At 72.3% G+C, this 17685-nt stretch carries 15 protein-coding genes; 8 read left to right on the top strand and 7 right to left on the bottom strand.

Going from position 1 to position 17685, the window contains the following annotated elements:
* The first annotated feature begins 21 nt into the window (after positions 1–21).
* Positions 22–1140 (top strand): ADP-ribosylglycohydrolase family protein, encoded by a 1119-nt coding sequence (locus ACF07S_RS08095; protein ID WP_391973717.1) that lies wholly within the window; start codon positions 22–24, stop codon positions 1138–1140.
* Between the two features lie 70 nt (positions 1141–1210).
* Here the strand turns inward: ACF07S_RS08095 and ACF07S_RS08090 are convergent, their stop codons facing one another.
* The 3 genes from ACF07S_RS08090 to ACF07S_RS08080 all read right to left on the bottom strand — a co-directional run bounded on the left by ACF07S_RS08090 (position 1211) and on the right by ACF07S_RS08080 (position 7492).
* On the bottom strand, positions 1211–2785 hold the full coding sequence (locus ACF07S_RS08090) for a sodium:solute symporter family protein (RefSeq protein WP_391963711.1): 1575 nt from the start codon (positions 2783–2785) through the stop codon (positions 1211–1213).
* Positions 2786–3012: 227 nt separating this feature from the next.
* Complete coding sequence (locus tag ACF07S_RS08085) at positions 3013–4899, bottom strand: MFS transporter (RefSeq protein WP_391973716.1); 1887 nt, start codon at positions 4897–4899, stop codon at positions 3013–3015.
* A gap of 151 nt (positions 4900–5050) precedes the next feature.
* Positions 5051–7492, bottom strand: a complete 2442-nt coding sequence (locus tag ACF07S_RS08080) for a D-alanyl-D-alanine carboxypeptidase (protein ID WP_391973715.1) — start codon at positions 7490–7492, stop codon at positions 5051–5053.
* Between the two features lie 222 nt (positions 7493–7714).
* Between ACF07S_RS08080 and ACF07S_RS08075 the strand changes: the two genes are divergently transcribed.
* The 3 genes from ACF07S_RS08075 (at position 7715) to ACF07S_RS08065 (ending at position 10041) form a co-directional block, all read left to right on the top strand.
* Positions 7715–8473 carry a GPP34 family phosphoprotein gene (locus ACF07S_RS08075; protein ID WP_391963708.1) on the top strand — a complete coding sequence of 253 codons (759 nt, stop codon included), beginning with the start codon at positions 7715–7717 and terminating at the stop codon, positions 8471–8473.
* Positions 8474–8766: 293 nt separating this feature from the next.
* A complete protein-coding gene (locus tag ACF07S_RS08070) occupies positions 8767–9624 on the top strand; it encodes a helix-turn-helix domain-containing protein (RefSeq protein WP_391973714.1) in 858 nt (285 codons plus the stop codon).
* A 225-nt stretch (positions 9625–9849) separates the two neighbouring features.
* Positions 9850–10041, top strand: coding sequence for a DUF397 domain-containing protein (locus ACF07S_RS08065; protein ID WP_391963706.1), 192 nt, complete (start codon positions 9850–9852; stop codon positions 10039–10041).
* 200 nt (positions 10042–10241) lie between these two features.
* On the opposite strand, the gene ACF07S_RS08060 is transcribed toward ACF07S_RS08065, so the two are convergent.
* Together ACF07S_RS08060 and ACF07S_RS08055 are read right to left on the bottom strand one after the other, a co-directional pair.
* Positions 10242–10754, bottom strand: coding sequence for a glutathione peroxidase (locus ACF07S_RS08060; protein WP_391963705.1), 513 nt, complete (start codon positions 10752–10754; stop codon positions 10242–10244).
* Between the two features lie 114 nt (positions 10755–10868).
* Complete coding sequence (locus ACF07S_RS08055) at positions 10869–11654, bottom strand: SAM-dependent methyltransferase (protein WP_391973812.1); 786 nt, start codon at positions 11652–11654, stop codon at positions 10869–10871.
* 446 nt (positions 11655–12100) lie between these two features.
* Between ACF07S_RS08055 and ACF07S_RS08050 the strand changes: the two genes are divergently transcribed.
* Positions 12101–12538, top strand: a complete 438-nt coding sequence (locus ACF07S_RS08050; RefSeq protein WP_391973713.1) for an SPW repeat protein — start codon at positions 12101–12103, stop codon at positions 12536–12538.
* A 251-nt stretch (positions 12539–12789) separates the two neighbouring features.
* Here ACF07S_RS08050 and ACF07S_RS08045 read toward each other — a convergent pair whose 3' ends face one another.
* Entirely contained in the window at positions 12790–13332 is a 543-nt protein-coding gene (locus tag ACF07S_RS08045) for a DUF1360 domain-containing protein (protein ID WP_391963703.1), read from the bottom strand.
* Positions 13316–14293 carry a Rieske 2Fe-2S domain-containing protein gene (locus ACF07S_RS08040; protein ID WP_391963702.1) on the bottom strand — a complete coding sequence of 326 codons (978 nt, stop codon included), beginning with the start codon at positions 14291–14293 and terminating at the stop codon, positions 13316–13318. Before ACF07S_RS08040 ends, ACF07S_RS08045 begins: the two co-directional genes overlap by 17 nt.
* A 381-nt stretch (positions 14294–14674) precedes the next feature.
* On the opposite strand from ACF07S_RS08040, the gene ACF07S_RS08035 reads away from it, so the two are divergent.
* The 3 genes from ACF07S_RS08035 to ACF07S_RS08025 all read left to right on the top strand — a co-directional run bounded on the left by ACF07S_RS08035 (position 14675) and on the right by ACF07S_RS08025 (position 17477).
* Positions 14675–15877: an MFS transporter gene (locus ACF07S_RS08035; RefSeq protein WP_391973712.1), complete on the top strand. Its 1203-nt coding sequence runs from the start codon at positions 14675–14677 to the stop codon at positions 15875–15877.
* A gap of 481 nt (positions 15878–16358) precedes the next feature.
* On the top strand, positions 16359–16823 hold the full coding sequence (locus tag ACF07S_RS08030) for a nuclear transport factor 2 family protein (protein WP_391963700.1): 465 nt from the start codon (positions 16359–16361) through the stop codon (positions 16821–16823).
* A gap of 48 nt (positions 16824–16871) precedes the next feature.
* The gene (locus ACF07S_RS08025; protein WP_391973711.1) at positions 16872–17477 is read left to right on the top strand and encodes a TetR/AcrR family transcriptional regulator; all 606 of its coding nucleotides are present in this window, start codon (positions 16872–16874) and stop codon (positions 17475–17477) included.
* The last annotated feature ends 208 nt before the right edge of the window (positions 17478–17685 follow it).

The raw sequence follows: 17685 nt of genomic DNA, 5'->3' as shown, positions 1-17685 counted from the left end.
GACGCTGCCCGGGAGGTCTTGGTGGCTGGTACTGCCGGGCCCGTGTGGGGGCGTCGTGAACAGCAGGACTTCCGCAGCCGGGTGCGCGGGACCCTCCTCGGGGTGGCCGTCGGGGACGCGCTGGGCGCGCCCGTCGACGGGATGCGGATCGACGGGATCCGGGAGGCGTACGGCGCGGCGGGCGTCGCCGACCTCGCCCCCGCCCACGGGCGGCGCGGAGCCGTCACCCGCCACACCCAGCTCACCCTCTTCTCCGTGGACGGCCTGATCCGCGCCCAGGTGCGGCGCGACATCGGGGCCTGGCACCCGCCCACCGATCTGCACCGGGCGTATCTGCGCTGGGCCACCACCCAGCGCGACTGGGGCCCGGACGAGCGGCGCGCGGAGGACGGGTGGCTGGCCCGGGAGGAATGGCTCTACGCCCGCCGGGACCCGGACCGCGCGCTGCTGCTCGGGCTCGGCGACGAGACCATGGGCACACCGGCGGCGCCCAAGAACCCCGGCGCGGCCGGGCCGGAGGCCGCCGCGCGTTCCGCGCCCTTCGGACTGCTCGTCGGCTGGGAGCCGCAGCTCGTCGCCCAGCTCGCCGTGGAGTGCGCGGCGCAGACCCACGGCCACCCGGTCGCCTGCCTCACGGCGGGCGCGTACGCGGTGATCGTGCACGCGCTGGCCCGGGGCGAGAGCCTGGACACCGCGGTGCAGCGGGCGCTCGCGCTGCTGGCCGCCCGGCCGGAACACCAGCCGGTGTCGGACGCGCTCCAGCGCGCGCTGGGTGCCGTACGGCAGGGGATGCCCACCTCCGAACGGGTGACGGAGCTGACCGGGGACGCCACCGCCGAGGGGCTGCTCGCCGCCGCCGTGTACTGCGCGCTGGTCGGGGAGGACGTACGCCACGGGCTGTGCCTGGCGGTCAACCAGGACGGGCCGAGCGCCGCCGCGGGGGCGCTGACCGGCGGGCTGCTCGGGGCGCTGCACGGCGAGACGGCCCTGCCGCCGGCCTGGCTGGCCGAGCTGGAGGGCCGTCCCACGATCCTGGAACTCGCCGACGACTTCGCCATGGAGATGACCCAGGGGCCCTCCCTGCACGGACCCGCGGGCTCGTCCCCGGCATGGCTGGCGCGGTATCCGCGCGGCGCCTGAGACGGCCCCCGGCCCGCCCGGTACCCGGTCCGGGCGGGCCGGGGGCCGTCCAGCGCTTCGCCGGGGCCCGCTAGTCCTTCACCGGGGCCCGTGTGCCGCCCGGTGCCTCCTCCGTCCGGTCCGGCACCGCCGCCGCGGCCGGGTCGTCGTCGCCGTCGGTGTTGACGCGGTCGATGACCGCCAGCCGCTCCGGGGTGTCCTCCGGCTTCACGAAGCCGATCAGGACGTACAGGACCAGCGAGACCGCCAGCGGGATGGAGACCTGGTACTCCAGCGGCACACCGCCGTCGACGGCCCAGTGGATCGGGTAGTTCACCAGCCAGAAGGCCAGCAGGCCCATGCCCCAGCTGGTGATCGCCGCCGTCGGGCCGGAGCGGCGGAACGGCCGCAGCAGCCCCAGCATCATCGGGATGGCGATCGGCCCCATCAGTCCGGCCACCCACTTGATGACGACCGTGATGATGTCCTTGAAGGCCGGCGAGTTGACCTGGGTCGCGACCGCCATGGACAGGCCGAGGAAGACCACCGTGGTGACGCGGGCCGCGATCAGACCCGAACGCTCTCCCCACATCCGGGCCTTCGCCGACAGCACCGGCGCGACGTCCCGGGTGAAGACGGCCGCGATGGCGTTGGCGTCCGAGGAGCACATGGCCATCGTGTGCGAGAAGAAGCCGACGATGACCAGCCCCAGCAGGCCGTGCGGCAGCAGCTGCTCGGTCATCAGGGCGTAGGAGTCGGAGCCGTCCCCCTTCTGCGACTCCACCAGCAGCGGCGACATCCACATCGGGAAGAACAGCACCAGCGGCCAGACCAGCCACAGCACCGCCGACAGCCGTGCCGAGCGCTCCGCCTCGCGGGCGTTGGGGGTGGCCATGTAGCGCTGGGCCTGGTTGAGCATGCCGCCGTTGTACTCGAACAGCTTGATGAACAGGAACGCCAGCAGGAAGACCGTGCCGTACGGCCCGACCAGCGGCTTCCCGTGGCCCTGGAGTTCCGGCTGGTCCCAGACCCCGAAGAAGCCGCCGTGGTCGCCGAGTTCGGCCAGCACGGCGAAGAACATCGCGAGACCGGCCAGCAACTGGATGACGAACTGGCCGAGTTCGGTCAGCGCGTCCGCCCACAGGCCGCCGATGGTGCAGTAGACCGCCGTCACCACGCCCGTGATGAGGATGCCCTGGTTGAGCGAGACACCGGTGAACACGGACAGCAGGGTGGCGATCGCCGCCCACTTCGCGCCCACGTCCACGATCTTCAGCAGCATGCCGGACCAGGCCAGCGCCTGCTGGGTCTTCAGGTCGTAGCGGTTCTTCAGGTACTCCAGCGGTGAGGCCACGTGGAGCCGGGAGCGCAGCCGGTTGATGCGCGGGGCGAACAGCTTGGACCCGATGGCGATACCGAGGGCGATGGGGAAGGACCAGGTGACGAAGGACGTCACGCCGTAGGTGTAGGCGATGCCGGCGTAGCCGGTGAACATCACCGCGCTGTACCCCGACATGTGGTGCGAGATACCGGAGAGCCACCACGGCATCTTGCCGCCGGCCGTGAAGAAGTCGCTGACGTTGTCCACCCGCTTGTGCGACCAGACTCCGATGCCGACCATCACGGCGAAGTAGCCGATGAGCACCGCCCAGTCGAGACTGTTCATGTCCCCCCTTCCAGGGTCCGCCTTGTGAACTCCACTCAGCTGGTTGGCACTTCGCCTGAGCGGGGTAGGGACGGGGAAGGGTGCGAAGTGCCCGCTCATCCTGGGCGGGTTGGCGCGAGCACGACAAGCGAGCGTCAGGTCAAGAGCACGTAAAATGTTCGGATCGCTGACTTATGTTCACGTCCATGAACGGAGTGGAGGAGTGGCCGGCGGGCCCGGCCGACGGGTCAGCGCAGCTCCTCCGGGCAGGGCGTGCCCCGGTCCCACTGGTACGGGGCGCCCAGCCGGTACGTCCCCGGCGACGGCGCGAGCAGCATCGTCCACCGGTCGCCGTGCGCGTCCTCCTCCGTCTCCATCAGACAGCCGTTGACGTTCTCGTAGGTGTTCGGCTCGTCGTCCGGGCGGTTGCGGGACTCCCGCGTCTCCTGGGGCGGCTCGAGCGCGTTGCCCTCGGCGTCGACCAGGCCCAGCCACGGCGAGTAGGGGACGCGGATCAGGATCCGGCCCGCCTTCTCCACCCGTATCGTCAGCTCGCCCTGCTCGGCCCGCTCCACGACCGTGTCCGGCTCCGCCAGCGGGGCCGGCTCGGTGACCTCGAACAGCTGCCAGTTGGCGTCGCCCCAGATCTGCTTCAGGTACGGCAGCCCCCGCTGGACCAGCTCCCGCTCCCGCTGGCCGCCGTCGCCGTCCGGCTCGTCCTTCGGCAGCACCACGAAGTGCACGGCCCAGCGCTTGAGCCACTCGTGGTAGTTCGCCGAGTTGAGGGTGTCGTCGTAGAAGAGCGGGTTGCGCTTCATGTCGGCCTGCCGGTTCCAGCCGCGGGCCAGGTTGACGTACGGGGCCAGCGCGGACGCCTCGCGGTGCGAGCGCGCCGGGACGACCTCCACCCGGCCCCGCTCGGCGCCGACCTCCTGCAGCTCGTTCACCAGCGGCGCCAGTTCACGCGCCCAGGACGCGGTCGGCGTGGTGTGCACGACGTCGTCGACCGACTTGAAGCCGATCCAGCCGGTGAAACCGGCGAAGGCGACGACGATCGCGTACCACTTGCGGGACCTCGGCACCGCGAACGGCAGCGCGGCCACCAGCACCACCCCGCCGAACAGCATCGCCAGCCGCGTCATGTTCGAGCCGATCTGCGAACTGATCACCCAGACCAGCACCACCCCGAGCCCGTACACGGCGGCCGTGATCCGTACGGTCCTCCACTCCCGCGGCACCAGGACGTACACCAGCACCGAGTACACCAGCGGCAGGATCACCGAGCCGAAGCCCATCGGCTGCGTCCCCGAGAACGGGAACAGCCAGGCCGACACCGCCACCACCGCGGCGGGCGCCAGCCCCAGCGCCCACGCGCCCGGCAGGCGCTTCTGCAGGAACAGCGCCACCGCCACCAGGCCCACGAACAGTCCCGCCACCGGCGAGGCCATCGTGGCCAGCGCCGCCAGCGGGGCCGCGCACAGCGCCTTCGCCCAGCGCTTGTACCGCCACCGGTAGGGCCAGCAGAAGACGACGGCGACCGCGCCGAGCGCGAACATCGTGCCCAGGCCGTACGTCACCCGCCCCGAGGCCGCGTTGCACAGCAGCGCGAACACGCCCGCGAGCGCCGCCCACAGGGGATTGCGCACGGCACGGCCGCGCATGAGCACCAGCGTCAGCAGCCCGGCCGACACCGTCCCCGCGATCATCATCGTGGTCCGCACCCCGAGCAGCGACATCAGGTACGGGGACACCACGCTGTACGACACCGGGTGCATGCCGCCGTACCAGGCCAGGTTGTACGCGGAGTCCGGGTGCCGGCCGACGAACTCGGCCCACGCGTCCTGCGCCGCGAGATCGCCGCCGCTGTTGGCGAACGTGAAGAACCAGACGATGTGCAGCAGGCCGGCGAGACCGGTGACGGACAGCACGGGGTGCCGCAGCATGCGGGCGCGCACGGCGAGGACGGCGGCCCTGACGGTGCCCGGGGCGCCCCCGGCGCGGTCCCCGGTGCCTCCGGGGTCCTCAGCGCCCCCCGGGGCCTCGGGAGGGCGCGATGTCCCGGGCACGGTTATTCGCGGGCCGGGTCCCGGACCCGGATCGGCGTCGTCGGCGCGTCTCGGCTCCGCTGTGGCCACCTGAAGGCACTCCCCGTGTCCCGTTCCCCGACCGTTTCCTGTCCGTTTCGCGACGCTAGCACGCACCCCGCCGGCCGGCGCCCGGGTGGGGCGACGACCGACGGGGTGCGCGTGCGTCCGCCCGTCGTACCGGCTCCGCGCCGGCTCCGGATCAGGTGATGCGCGTCAGCTTGTCCGTGAAGCCGGGCTCCACGAGGTCCTGCTGGAGGGCCACCGGAACCTTGACGGCGCTGCTGCTGCCGTCGCCCACGGTGAGCGTGCCCACCTTCGTACCGGCCGCCGCGCTGTGCGGCAGCTCGTCCCCGGCGAACGTCAGCTTCACCGACAGCCCCGCCCAGCCGACGGCCTTGACGTCCTCGGTGACGACGACGGGCGTACGGCCGCCGAGGCCGTCGTCCGCGTACCCGACGACGGTGCCCTTCTTCAGGAGCGTCGCCGACTCCAGGGCCCCCTGCGCGGCCCGGATCAGGTCGTCGCCCGCCGTGAGGGCGGCGGACAGGATGGTGTTGTCGTCGCCGCCCGCGGGCTGGCGCACGACGGCACCGACGACGGTCCGCGTCTCACCGCCGATCTCCTTCTTCGCCGCGAAGACGAGGTTGCCGAGCGCGGAGGTGGTGGTGCCGGTCTTGATGCCGACGACGCCGTTGCTGCCGACCAGCTGGTTCCAGTTGGAGTGGTTGACGCCCTTGTAGTCGTCGTACGACATCATCGCGGCCACCTCGCGGAACGCGGGCTGCTTCATCGCGGCCCTGGCCAGCTTCACCTGGTCCACGGCGGTGCTCACGGTGGTGTCGTTCAGGCCCGAGGGGTCGGTGTACGTCGTGTTGGTCATGCCGAGGTCCTTCGCGGCGTCGTTCATCTTCTCGACGAACGCCTTCTCGGACCCCGCGTCCCAGCGGGCGAGCAACCGCGCCACGTTGTTCGCGGACGCGATCAGGATGCTCTCGATCGCCTCCCGCTGGGAGATCTCGTCACCGGCGGTGACGTTGACGGTCGACTCCTGGCCGGCGTCGGACTGCTTCTCGGCGGTGGGGTCGATCTCGATCATCGGACCCTCGGCGCCGCTCTTGAGCGGGTGGTCGCGCAGGACCAGGTAGGCCGTCATGACCTTGGCGACACTGGCGATCGGCACGGGCTTCTGCTCACCGGAGGAACCGAAGCTGCCGATGCCGTCGACGTCCAGCGCGGCCTGTCCCTCGGCCGGCCAGGGGATGTCGGGCTTGCCGCCCTCGAAGGTGTAGCCGTCCTGGGCGGTGAGCTCCAGGGTGGGCGTCGGGAGCGGGCGGAAACTCTGCGCGACCGCGAAGACGACCAGCAGCAGCAGGACCAGCGGCGTCCAGATCTTGACCCGCCGCACGGCGGTCCGCAGGGGGGTCTGCGGCGGCGGCGGGGTGTTGGTCAGCTCGGCCAGCAGGTCCAGCGGCGGCCTGGGCGGCAGCGGCTGCTGCGTCGTCCGCTCCGGCCCGATCTGCGGGACGGCGCTCGTGGCGGCGTCCGCGCCGCGCGGCGGCGTGCGGACACCGGGCTCGTCCAGCGCCTTCAGCGCCACGAACCTGCTGGTCCGCTCGGCCTCGGACTCGGACTCGGTCTCGGTTTCGGAGTCGGCCTCGGAGTCGGCCTCAGATCCGGACCCTGACTCGGTCTTGGGTTTGGCTTCGGGCTTCGGCTTGGCTTCGGGCTTCGGCTCGGTCTTGGTTTTGGCTTCGGGCTTCGGCTTGGCTTCGGGCTTCGGCTTGGCTTCGGACTTCGGCTCGGCCTCGGGTTGGGCCTCGGGCTCCGGCTCGGCCTCGGCCCTCGCGTCCCCCAGCTTGAGCATGGTGGTGGGCTGATCGACGGCCGGCGCGGAGGGACGCCCCGTCCTGAAGACGGCGGTGGGCTGGTCGACGGGGCCCTTGGCCTTGACGCCGGACCCGCCCTCTCCGGGGCCGCTGTCCTCTCCGGGACCGTCATCCTCCCCGGGGGACGCCTGCGCGTCCGGGGTGCCGTCGTCCGGAGCGCTCACGGTCTCGGGCTTCCCGGAGCCGGTGGCCCCCTGCCCGGAGTCGCCTCCCGCGTCCGTACGGGCGTCCTCGGTCTTCGTCGTCCCCTCGGTGGCAGGCGTCTCCCCGGGGGCGTCCTGCGCGTCCGTACGGGTCTCGTCGCCCGCGTCGGGGCTCGCGCCGTCCGTGGCGGTCTCCGGGGCCTTCCGCCCCCCGTCCCCGGCCTTCCGTGCCTCGTCCTCGGCGGAGGCGTCCTCCGCCTCAGTCCCCGCGTCAGCCCCCGCGTCCGTGTCCTTGCCGGAGTCCGCCGGGCGCGCCCACGAGGCCACCGCCGCGGGCAACGGTCCGTCACCCTCCGGCGCGGAATCGTCACGCCTGACGGAGGATTCGTTCCCGGTCTCCGCCGCGTCCTCCGCCGCCTCGCGCACCGAGAGCACCCGAGTGGCCGTGTCGGCGCTCCCGCGGCTCTTCGCGGACGTCTCCCCGCGGGCCACCGCCAATCGGGGATCCCGCTTCCCGGGAACCGTGCCCGCGCTCCCCGACGTCGGTTCCGCCGACGACTCGCGCTGCTTCGACCTGTCGGGGAACTCGCCCGCCACCGATGCCTCCTCCATGCGCCCCACGCCTCGCGTGGGCCAACCGAACCGTGAACCGCCGCCCGCGACAACGCTCCGCAGCGCTGTCCGAACCATGTACCAGTGTCCTGTGTGCGGGCTTGCCCCGGGTGGTAGACGAGAACGACATACCTACCGGTTCCCTTACGAACTGGTCACGCACCCTCGACAGACCAATGTGAGAGGGGTCACCCTGTCATTCATCCACGCGGGGAGGCATGGATGGGCAGGAGCCGCAGAACACTTCCGGAAGAGCTTCTGCTGCTGGCACTGGACCCGACCACGGGTACCACTGCACAGCCGCAGTCGCTCGACCTCGGTCTGGCCGGAGCACAGCTAGTGGAGCTGGCGCTGGCCGGACGGATAGCCCCAGACGGGGATCGTATCGCCGTGGTCGTGCCACGGCCGACTGGAGACCCAACACTGGACTGCGCGTTGGAGTTGCTGCGAAGGCGTGGCGCTCCCGTGCGGGCGGTCCACTGGATCGGCGGGCCGCGTCTCGGGCTCCGCCAGACCTACCTCTCGCATCTGGAGCGGTGCGGCATGGTGCATGCCGTGGCGGGACAGATGTGCGGGGTGCTGCCGACGACTCGCTACCAGGCGACGGACACCGAGATCAGCCGGGAGATCAGGGCCCGGCTGGACTCCGCGATCCGCACCGGCGTCCCGCCGGACCCGCGGACCGCGGCGCTCGCCGCACTGGCGCACGCGGTCGGCCTCGGCAAGCACCTGTACCCGGGGAACGAGGGACGCTCCTCGCGTTCCCGGTTGCGGGATCTGATCAGGCACGACCCCATGGGCGGACTCGTCGCGCACGCCGTGATGGACGTCCAGAACGGCGTGGCGGTCCAGCCGCGACGCAGCCCTGTCCCGCCGGCCGGCCGTCAGGCCTCCCCCGGCGGCAGGGACGCACCGGAACCCGTCCGTGGCGTTCCGGCGCAATCGCACCACGGATCCATGGCACGCGCCGTGGCCCACTGAGCCCCACGTCCCCGGGGCCGGTGGCACGGCACGGCACCTCACGGATCCACGGCACCACAGACCCGGTCACGGGAGCCGCAGTCCGAGCGGGGCGGAGGGAGCACACGGGCTCTCCCCGCCCCGCTCGGCGCGCCCGCGACGGGTGCCGGTACCCGCCGCGGAGCCGTGAACTGGCGTGTACCCGTCGTATATCCACCGTTTCCCAGCGGTAGGAAGCACCTTGGTGGCAGTCTGCTCGACAGCAGACACGCAAAGTGGCAAGTACGAGGCACGCAGCCGGAGGTGCACGTCCCGTGGCGTCCAATGTCAATCCCACCGTCCGGCGGCGCCGGCTGGGCCAGGAGCTGCGCCGACTCCGCGAGCTGAAGGGCATGACGGCCGAGGAGGTGGCGGAGCGGCTGCTGGTGTCGCAGTCGAAGATCAGCCGCCTGGAGAACGGCCGGCGCAGCATCAGCCAGCGCGACGTCCGCGACCTGTGCGGGGTCTACGAGGTCGAGGACCAGCGGATCGTCGACTCGCTGATGCAGATGGCCAAGGACTCGCGCCAGCAGGGCTGGTGGCACGCCTTCGGTGACATCCCGTACAGCGTCTACATCGGCCTGGAGACGGACGCGGAGTCGCTGCGGGTCTACGAACCGCAGATCATCACCGGCCTGTTGCAGACCCGCGCGTACGCCGAGGCCATCATCCGGGGCGGCTCGCCGGAGTCGTCGGAGCAGGACAACGACAAGCGGGTCGAGGTGCGGCTGCGCCGCCAGAGCCGCATCACCGCCGAGAAGGACCCGCTGCGGCTCTGGGTGGTGCTGGACGAGGCCTCGCTGCACCGGGTGGTCGGCAGCCGGCAGGTCATGCGGGAACAGCTCGAGCGCGTCATGGAGTTGTCCCAGCTGCCGCACATCACCGTGCAGGTGCTGCCGTTCGAGGTCGGCGCGCACGCCGGCATCAACGGCCAGTACTCCATCCTGGAGTTCGCCGACGCCGCCGACTCCAGCGTGGTCTACATCGAGGGCGTGACCAGCGACCTGTACCTGGAGAAGCCGCACGACGTGCAGAAGTACACGGTGATGTACGAGCACTTGAGGGCCCAGTCGCTGAACGTGGAACAGTCCCGGCAGCTCGTCGAACGCCTCGCCAAGGACTACGCACGCTGAACCCGGTCGAGTGAAGGCGGGATGGTACACCCCTGTCATGACTGACTGGAAGACCCTTCTGGAATATGCCATCCGGTCGAGTGAACGACTGCTCCGGAAACGGATGTCGGCGAGTAACGTCGATCACGCCAACCGCCAGCGGGGGTTGGCGTAATCCGTTCTGCGGGTCCATGCCGGAATGCGCAGGCCGGTGACAGCAACTCAGCATCTGGCTACGGAGCGAACATGGCAATTCGTCTGGGCGCCACGGAAACGTGGACGACGTCCTCCTACACCAACAACAACGGCGCGTGCGTGATGGTCAGGTCGACCACCGGGGAAGCGCTGGAGCTCGGGGACACCAAGATCCCCGAGGGGCCGAAGCTGGCCTTCCCCGCGGACGCCTGGAGCGCCTTCGTGGCCTTGGTCAAGGACTGACCGGACCGGCTGCCGTCACCGGCGCCGACGGGGCCCTCTCGACCAGATCGCCGTCCTAGCCGAGAGGGCTCGTCCCCGGTCCTCCGCCCCTCGTCCCGCGGCCTCCCGGCTCGGCCCACCGGGGCCCGTCGCCGGACGGCCCTTCCGCCCGGCGACAAAGAGGCTCACCCCCGCCCCGGGGACACGGTCAGCGGCGGGCGTCAGGCGAGGGCGCGCTCCACCGCCGCCACGACCTCCGCCGACTCCGGCTCGGTCTGCGGCGAGAAGCGGGCCACGACCTCCCCGTCCCGCCCGATCAGGAACTTCTCGAAGTTCCAGCGGACGTCCCCGCTGTGCCCCTCACCGTCGGCGAAGCCGACCAGCCGCTCGTACAGCGCGTGCCGCCCCTCCCCGTTGACCTCCACCTTCTCGGTCATCGGGAAGGTCACGCCGTACGTCGCCGAACAGAACTCGGCGATCTCCTCGGCGCTGCCCGGCTCCTGCCCGAGGAACTGGTTGCAGGGTACGCCGAGCACGGTGAGCCCCCGCTCGGCGTACCGCTCGTGCAGCCGCTCCAGGCCGGTGTACTGCGGGGTCAGCCCGCACTTGGAGGCCACGTTCACGACGAGCACGGCCCGGCCCGCGTACTGGGCCAGGCCGGCGGAACCGCCGTTCAGGGCGCCGATCTCGACATCGAGGGGAGAAGGAGCGCCGTTGTTCTCTGCAGTCGTCATGAGCCGACCCTAGTGCCCGCCGCCCCGCCCCGCCCCGCCCCGCCCGCCCTCGCGCGACGCGAGGCGCCCCGGCCGGAGGCGAGGCCATGCCCCGGTGGTCGCCCGCGCCGGGGTTCAGGCCTTGCGCCCCACCCCGCAGTAGGCGTCCACGGCCCCCACGGCCTCTTCGGTCCCCGCCGCGTCCGGCCGCCACTCCGGCACCCGTACGACACCCGGCTCCACCAGTTCCAGGCCCTCGAAGAACCCGGCGATCTCCGCGACGTCCCGCACGTGGTACGGCACCGCGCCGCTCGAGTTGTACGCGTCGGAGGCCGCGATCATGCCCTCACTGGTGGCGGTGCTGTCACTGATCACGAGGTGACTGCCCGGGGCCAGCCCCGCCATGAGCCGGCGCACCAGGTCACGGGCCTGCGCGTAGTCGGCGACATGGCCGAGGGTGTTGAGGATCATCAGCGCGACGGGCCGGGAGAGGTCGAGCGTTCCGGCGGCGGCCCGCAGCACGGCCTCGGGGTCGTGCAGATCGGCGTCGAGATACGCCGTCGCGCCCTCGGGCGTGCTGGTGAGCAGGGCCTGGGCGTGGGTGAGGACGATCGGGTCGTTGTCCACGTACACGATCCGCGCGTCGGGGGCGACGCGCTGCGCCACCTGGTGCGTGTTGTCGGCGGTCGGCAGCCCGGTGCCGACGTCGAGGAACTGCCGTATCCCCCGCTCGCCGGCGAGATGGCGGACGGCCCGCCCGAGGAACTGCCGGCTGGTGAGCGCCACGTCGACGAGTCCGGGGAAGATCCCCTTGATCTGCTCCCCTATCTCCCGGTCGACCTCGTAGTTGTCCTTGCCGCCGACGAAGTAGTTCCAAAAGCGCGCCGAGTGCGGTGTGGTCGTGTCGATGCGCGCCCGCATCGCGAAGCCGGCGCTGTCCTGGGCGATGTCCTCCGACACGGCTGAGCCTCCTGTGGCTGGGGTGACCGATGCCCCCAACCTATGCGAACCGGCCCCGGAGGATGCCGAGTTGAGCTTCACGGGCGGTACGGTCCGGGAGCCGGGCTCCCGGGCCGACGACGGGACACGACGCCTTCACGGCCTCCCGCTCCTCCTCCGTACGGGAGGGATCCGTCGAGGGCCTGATCGTGGCGGCACCGGTGCGACCGCGGGGCCGCCCTCGCCGGGACCGAAGCGGTCGCGGCCCCCGCAGGGAACCGGCGTCCGGTGCCGACCGGGCAGCCATGGCGGTGGTCCCGGACGCGACGGGCGAGTGCCACGGCGACTGAAGCCGGGGCCCACGCGGTGCCGGTCGCGGGGATGGGGTACTCGGGGCGCAGCTTCCCTGCCGGATGGAGGTCGTCGACATGACAGCCGTGCACAAGCCAGACCCCGCCCAGCCCGGGCTCACCCGCTCCCGGGCGTCGTTGATGAGGGCACAACGGCAACAGATCATCGGACTGCTGATGCTGCTCAGCGCACTGGTGCTGATCATCGCTCCGTGGATCGCGGGAGTTCCCACCACGGCCAAGGACGCCCACCGCAACGAGCTGGGGGTCGGGCTGATCGTGCTGATGATCGCGGGGGCCCGGTTCATGTGGTACCCGGGGAAGTGGCCGGACGTGGTCGTGCTGCTGGCCGGCGCATGGATGATCGTCTCCCCGTGGGCCCTCAGCCTGCAGAAGACCGTGGTGTTCGACGGCACGCAGGTGACCGATGTGGTCGTGGGGATCGTTCTGATGGCGCTCGCCGGCTGCTCGCTGCTGATGCTGAAGCTGTCGGAACGGCACGACGCCCAACGGTAGGCATCCGGCGCGCCCCGTGCCGCATGATGCGCCCCGTGCCGCATGACGGGCGCGGACGGCTGCGCCCGGTTGTCCCCGGTCGGGCGCGGACCGCCGTGCCCGGTCGGGCCCCGGGACGGTGACCGCCCGCCCCGGGCCCGCGCCACCGCCGCGGGACGGCATCTGCCTCCCGCCGGCACGCCAGGACACGCCCACCGTCGGGGCCTTCCCCGTCCCGCGCCGCCCTCCCCGGGCGCGCGGGACGGGCGGGATCACTCACCGGTCGTCTTGTCCACCAACGCGCCGTAGGCCAACTGCAACGCGTCCGAGCCGGCCAGCGCGGTGAGTGCCCCCATGGTGGTGCGGGTGGCGCGCGGCCAGAGCAGCTGCCCGGCGGTGAGGGTCGAGGCCACCCAGACGCTCATGCAGAACGGGCAGGTCAGCAGCTCACCGACGGTTTCCTTGCCGTCCTCGGACCGTGCTTCCTCGTGCAGCTCGGCCGGCCCCTGCGGACCGTGGAAGGTGGTGAAGGGCGCCCTCAGCGGACTGGTCACCGACGCCTTGCTCAGCAGCCGGCTCAGCCGGAACGTCGCCACCGCGGTCAGCGCCACGTCCCAGGGCACGGGCCGGTCCGGCAGCGGCCGCCCCCGCATCCTCACGACCGTCGCCCAGGCCGCCGTGTACACGCCGAAGGCGGTCATGGCCGTCAGATAGCCACGCAGCGGTCGCTCCGCCCCCGCCGCGTAGGTGCGTCCGGTGCGGCGCAGCCGTCGCTTCAGACGGTCTGCGAAACGCTCGTCAGTCGCTGTGTCCACGGCCCCTGCCCTCTTCCGTCGCCGTCCCCGCCGGTGTCCCGTCCGCTCCGCGGCCGGCCGGCTCCTCCGTCCCGTCCTCCCGGCGCAGGGCGACCTCCACATGTCCGTCGACGACGCGGGTGTCGAAGGCGGGCTGGGGGGCGGTGGCGGGGCCGCGGACGTTCCAGCCGTCCGAGAGCCGGAAGACGCTGCCGTGCCAGGGACAGCGGACACACCCGTCGGCGACCGTGCCCTCGGACAGCGGCCCCGCCAGATGGCTGCACCGCTCGGCCAGCGCGTGGAAGGTCCCGCCGGGTTCGCGCACCACCAGGACCGGCACGTCGTCCACGGTGCGCCGCACGGGCTGCCCGGCGGGGAACTCGTCGACGCCGCCGATCCGGTGCCAGCCCTCCCCGACGACGTACGGCACCTCTTCGGCGTGGTTGGCACCGGCGGCCTGCCGGTAGGCCAGGTGGCCGCCCAGCATGCCTCCCAGCCCGACCGCGGTCAGCCCGAGGAACCCCGTCGCCCGGCCCGCTCCAGCCCGCCCGGTGAGGCGGCACAGGAGCGAGGCGCCGTACAGGGCCACGGCCGTCGTGTTGGCCACGGCGTGCACCAGCCCCACCCGCTTCTGCCGGCTGCGCAGCTCCGACCAGTCGACCGCGCCCGTCAACGCGGCGGGACCGGCCGCCGCCAGTCCCACGCCCACGAGCAGGCCGGCCCCCCGGGAGCGGCCGGGCCACAGGTCGAGCACCGCGGCGGACATCCAGCTGCCGATCGGCACCTGCACCGTCAGGGGGTGCACGGGATGGCCGAGCCACCTGCCGTGCAGCCCGTCCCGGACGCGGCCGAGCGGCAGGGCCCGCACACCCCTGGTCAGCGCGTCGATCGCCGCATCCGCCCTGGGATCACGCTCCAGGGCGTCCAGCAGCGACAGCATCCGGTTCTGCCCCATCCGACGACGGCCTGGCTTTTCGCTCATGGGCGCAGGGTCCCCCCACGGACGAGGGACAAACCGCCCCTCCCGTGTCCTCGGCCCGGTCGCGGAGCCGGGCCGGGATCCCGGCCCCGGCGGCGAGCCCGGTGGGCACCCGGCCGCCGCCGTACCGCCGTACCGCCGTCGGCCGGAGCGGAGATGGTCTCCGGCGCGTCCGGACCCCGTTCTCCCCCTCGCGGCCACCCGCACCTGACTCGCGGCCTCTCGCCGCACCGTCTCCGTCCGCGCCACCCCGACCGCACCATTCGGGGCGGCCGGCCGCCGAGCAGGGGGGCGCACCGGGCTCACGGTCCCGGGGTTAGGGTCGGCCTTCGGCCAGGGCGGGCGAGGCCGGAGGGACAAGACCTCGGTCCGAGGGGGGCATCTGTGAACGTCGGTGTACAGCGCGGTGCGATCGCCGCCGTGCAGGTGCTCGGCCTCGCCGTGTGGTTCTCCATGTCGGCGGTGGTGCCCAGCCTGCGGAACGACTGGGGGCTCACGGCCGGCGACGCGGTGTGGCTGACGGCCTCCGTACAGTTCGGCTTCGTCGCCGGGGCCGTGGCCTCGACCGCCCTGAACCTCGCGGACCGCCTCCCGCCCCAGCGCCTGCTCGCCGCCAGTGCCGCGGCGGCCGCCGTCTGCACCGTGGTGCTGGCCCTGTCCGCCGACCGGCCGGCCGTCGCCGTCCCGCTGCGGTTCCTGACCGGGGTGTTCCTCGCCGGGGTCTACCCCACCGGCATGAAGCTCATGGCCTCCTGGGCCGGCAGCGCCGGACGGGGCAGGACCATGGGCGTCCTCATCGCCGCCCTCACCCTCGGCTCCACGCTTCCCCATCTCATCGCCGGGCTGGGATCACTGCCCTGGCGCGGTGTCCTGCTCACCGCGGCGGCAGCCGGACTCGTGGCCTCCGTCATCGCGCTGGCCCTCGTCCGGCTCGGCCCCCACGCGGCGCCGGCCGCACCCGTCCGCAACCCCCGCTACGCGCTGTCCATGTTCACCGAGCGCGGGCCCCGGCTGGCCAACCTCGGCTACTTCGGGCACATGTGGGAGCTCTATGCCCTGTGGACCTGGATCCCGTCCTTCCTCCTGGCGGCCGACGCCGCGAAAGACCTGCCGGGCTCGGTGGAGATCACGGTGTTCCTCACCATGGGAATCGGCGGAGCGGCCGGCTGCCTGCTCGGCGGCTGGGGCGCGGACCGCTTCGGCCGCCCTCCCGCCGCCCTGACGGCGCTGCTTCTCAGCGGACTGTGCTGCCTCCTCTCCCCGCTCCTCTTCCACGCTCCGCCGCCCCTCCTGCTCGCCTTCTGCACGCTGTGGGGCGCCGCCGTGATCGCGGACTCGGGTGTGTTCTCGACCTCGCTGAGCGAGGTCGCCGACCGCCGCTACATCGGGACGGCCCTCACCGGCCAGACCGCGATCGGGTTCGCGCTCACCGTCGTCAGCATCCAGCTCACCCCCCTCCTGGCCGAGGCCATCGGCTGGCGTTACGCCTTCCTCCTTCTGGCGCCCGGCCCCCTTGCCGGTGCCCTCGCCATGCGCGCCTTCGGCAGAGCCACCACTCCCGCTCCCTCCCCGCAGGGCACCCCCTGACGGACGGCCACCACGCGCCCGCCGCACCGTGCGGCAAAGCCTCAAGCAACTCGGGCAGGCGTTCGGCCCCGGGCTGACGCGCTGCTGAGCTGCGCTGATGATCCGCAGACGGCCACGCTCGTCCGCCGTCGTCCGTCGGCGTCGTCACCCGGTCAGAGGCTCACCGGCCGCGACGCTCGATGCTCAGCGCCTGCTCGGAAGAGGGCCCGGCCTCGGAAGAGGGCCCGGCGCATCCTCATGCCCCGGAAGGCGGCGGCCTTGCTGCGATGGGGGTGGCGTATCGACCACGCCCCCCTGCCGGCGGCGGGAGGAGTCCTCTTCGGTGGCCGCCGGGGGAGCGGGCCGGGTCCCCCGGCGGCCCGACAAGGCCGCAGGCGTGCGGGCGTGGCACCGGATCCCTCCGGTTTGGTTTTGGCGACAGTTCGTCGTAATCTTTTTTGCGACAGGTTGTCGCATAAATTTCGGACCGAGAGGGTCGTCCATGGACGCAGTCAGTGATCGCATCGAGCTCGTCGAGCTGATGGGCCGGTACGCCGACATGGCGGACCTGAAGCAGTTCGGTGAGCTGGCCGGCCGCGTCTACACCGACGAGATCACGCTCGACTTCGAATCGGTGACCGGGATCCCGCCGATGGCCGTGCCGGTCGGCCAGTACGTCGAGATCCTCCGCGGCGCCTTCGCGCCCTTCATGGCGACCCACCACGTCATCAGCGGCCACGTCATCGACCTCGACGGCGACACCGCGAAGATCCACGCGCACGTCCGTGCCGAGCACTGGCTCCCGGAGGAGGCCGCCGGCGACGGGCCCACTCGCTGGCTGGTGGTCGGCTTCTACGACAACGAGGCGGTCCGCACGGCGGACGGCTGGCGGCTCACCCGCGTGAAACTCACCTCCAAGTACCAGGAGAACGCGCATCTCGCCGCCGCCGCCGGGCAGGCGGGCTAGCGGCGGGTCCGGTGCGCGGGAGAGCCGCCGTGAGAGGAAAATGACCGGATGCCACGGATCCGGGGAGCCAGCATCGAGGAACACCACGAGATGGTGTGGACCGACCTGGCCGAGGCGATGCGGCAGCTGCTGCTCGAGCGCGACTACGACGCGATCACCATGGGGCACATCGCGACTCGGGCGGGGCTCGCTCGCAACACGCTCTACAACTACGCGCGCGACAAGCGCACGCTGGTCCTCGCGCTGGCCGAGCGGGCGAGCCGGCCCATGCTCGAGCGGGTGACCGCGATCGCCGAGCGGGCCCAGGACCCGGCGGCCGAACGGATGCGGGAGATCGTCGAGGCGGTCCTGGACGCCTGCACGGACCAGGCCATGCAGCTGATGTTCCTGCCCGGCGCCGGTCCTCTGGTCGCCGAGGTGCCGAAGGGACCGTACGGGCCGTTCCACGCGGTCGTGGCGCAGGTGGAGAACGTCGTCCGGGACGGCATGGCAGGCGGGGAGTTCCGGGACGTCGGCGACGTGCGGCTCGCGGTGGAGCTGCTGTCCGGCGTCATGCGTGCCGGCGCCGAACGCATCGGCCGGGATCCGGCCGCCTTCGCTCGCACGGTCCAGTCAGCGCGGGAGATCATCCTCACGTCGCTGACCAGCGGCTGACACCAGGCCGGCCGAGCCCGACGCCCGGCAACCGCGGCGGCGGAGCTCGAACCGCCGACCCGTCGGAGAACCTGACGATCCGGGGCAGGGCTTGCCGTACCGATCCGTTGTGGTCGCCGACGCCGGTCAGCCGGCGTGCGGCGCCGTTCCCCGTCAACTGGTGGGCATGGTGGGCCGCGTGGCTGAAACCGGCGTCCCCGTCGTCCTC

The organism is Streptomyces sp. NPDC016640 (genome assembly GCF_043076215.1).
Lineage (GTDB): Bacteria > Actinomycetota > Actinomycetes > Streptomycetales > Streptomycetaceae > Streptomyces.
Note: the sequence above shows the minus strand (reverse complement) of the source record. Positions and strands in the feature narration are given on the sequence as shown.

Excerpts from the sequence above, each read along its gene's own strand:
- ACF07S_RS08090 (WP_391963711.1), bottom strand. The coding sequence starts at position 2,785 with ATGAACAGTCTCGACTGGGCGGTGCTCATCGGCTACTTCGCCGTGATG.
- ACF07S_RS08080 (WP_391973715.1), bottom strand. The coding sequence starts at position 7,492 with ATGGAGGAGGCATCGGTGGCGGGCGAGTTCCCCGACAGGTCGAAGCAG.
- ACF07S_RS08075 (WP_391963708.1), top strand. The coding sequence starts at position 7,715 with ATGGGCAGGAGCCGCAGAACACTTCCGGAAGAGCTTCTGCTGCTGGCA.
- ACF07S_RS08065 (WP_391963706.1), top strand. The coding sequence starts at position 9,850 with ATGGCAATTCGTCTGGGCGCCACGGAAACGTGGACGACGTCCTCCTAC.
- ACF07S_RS08060 (WP_391963705.1), bottom strand. The coding sequence starts at position 10,754 with ATGACGACTGCAGAGAACAACGGCGCTCCTTCTCCCCTCGATGTCGAG.
- ACF07S_RS08055 (WP_391973812.1), bottom strand. The coding sequence starts at position 11,654 with ATGCGGGCGCGCATCGACACGACCACACCGCACTCGGCGCGCTTTTGG.
- ACF07S_RS08050 (WP_391973713.1), top strand. The coding sequence starts at position 12,101 with ATGACAGCCGTGCACAAGCCAGACCCCGCCCAGCCCGGGCTCACCCGC.
- ACF07S_RS08040 (WP_391963702.1), bottom strand. The coding sequence starts at position 14,293 with ATGAGCGAAAAGCCAGGCCGTCGTCGGATGGGGCAGAACCGGATGCTG.
- ACF07S_RS08030 (WP_391963700.1), top strand. The coding sequence starts at position 16,359 with ATGGACGCAGTCAGTGATCGCATCGAGCTCGTCGAGCTGATGGGCCGG.
- ACF07S_RS08025 (WP_391973711.1), top strand. The coding sequence starts at position 16,872 with ATGCCACGGATCCGGGGAGCCAGCATCGAGGAACACCACGAGATGGTG.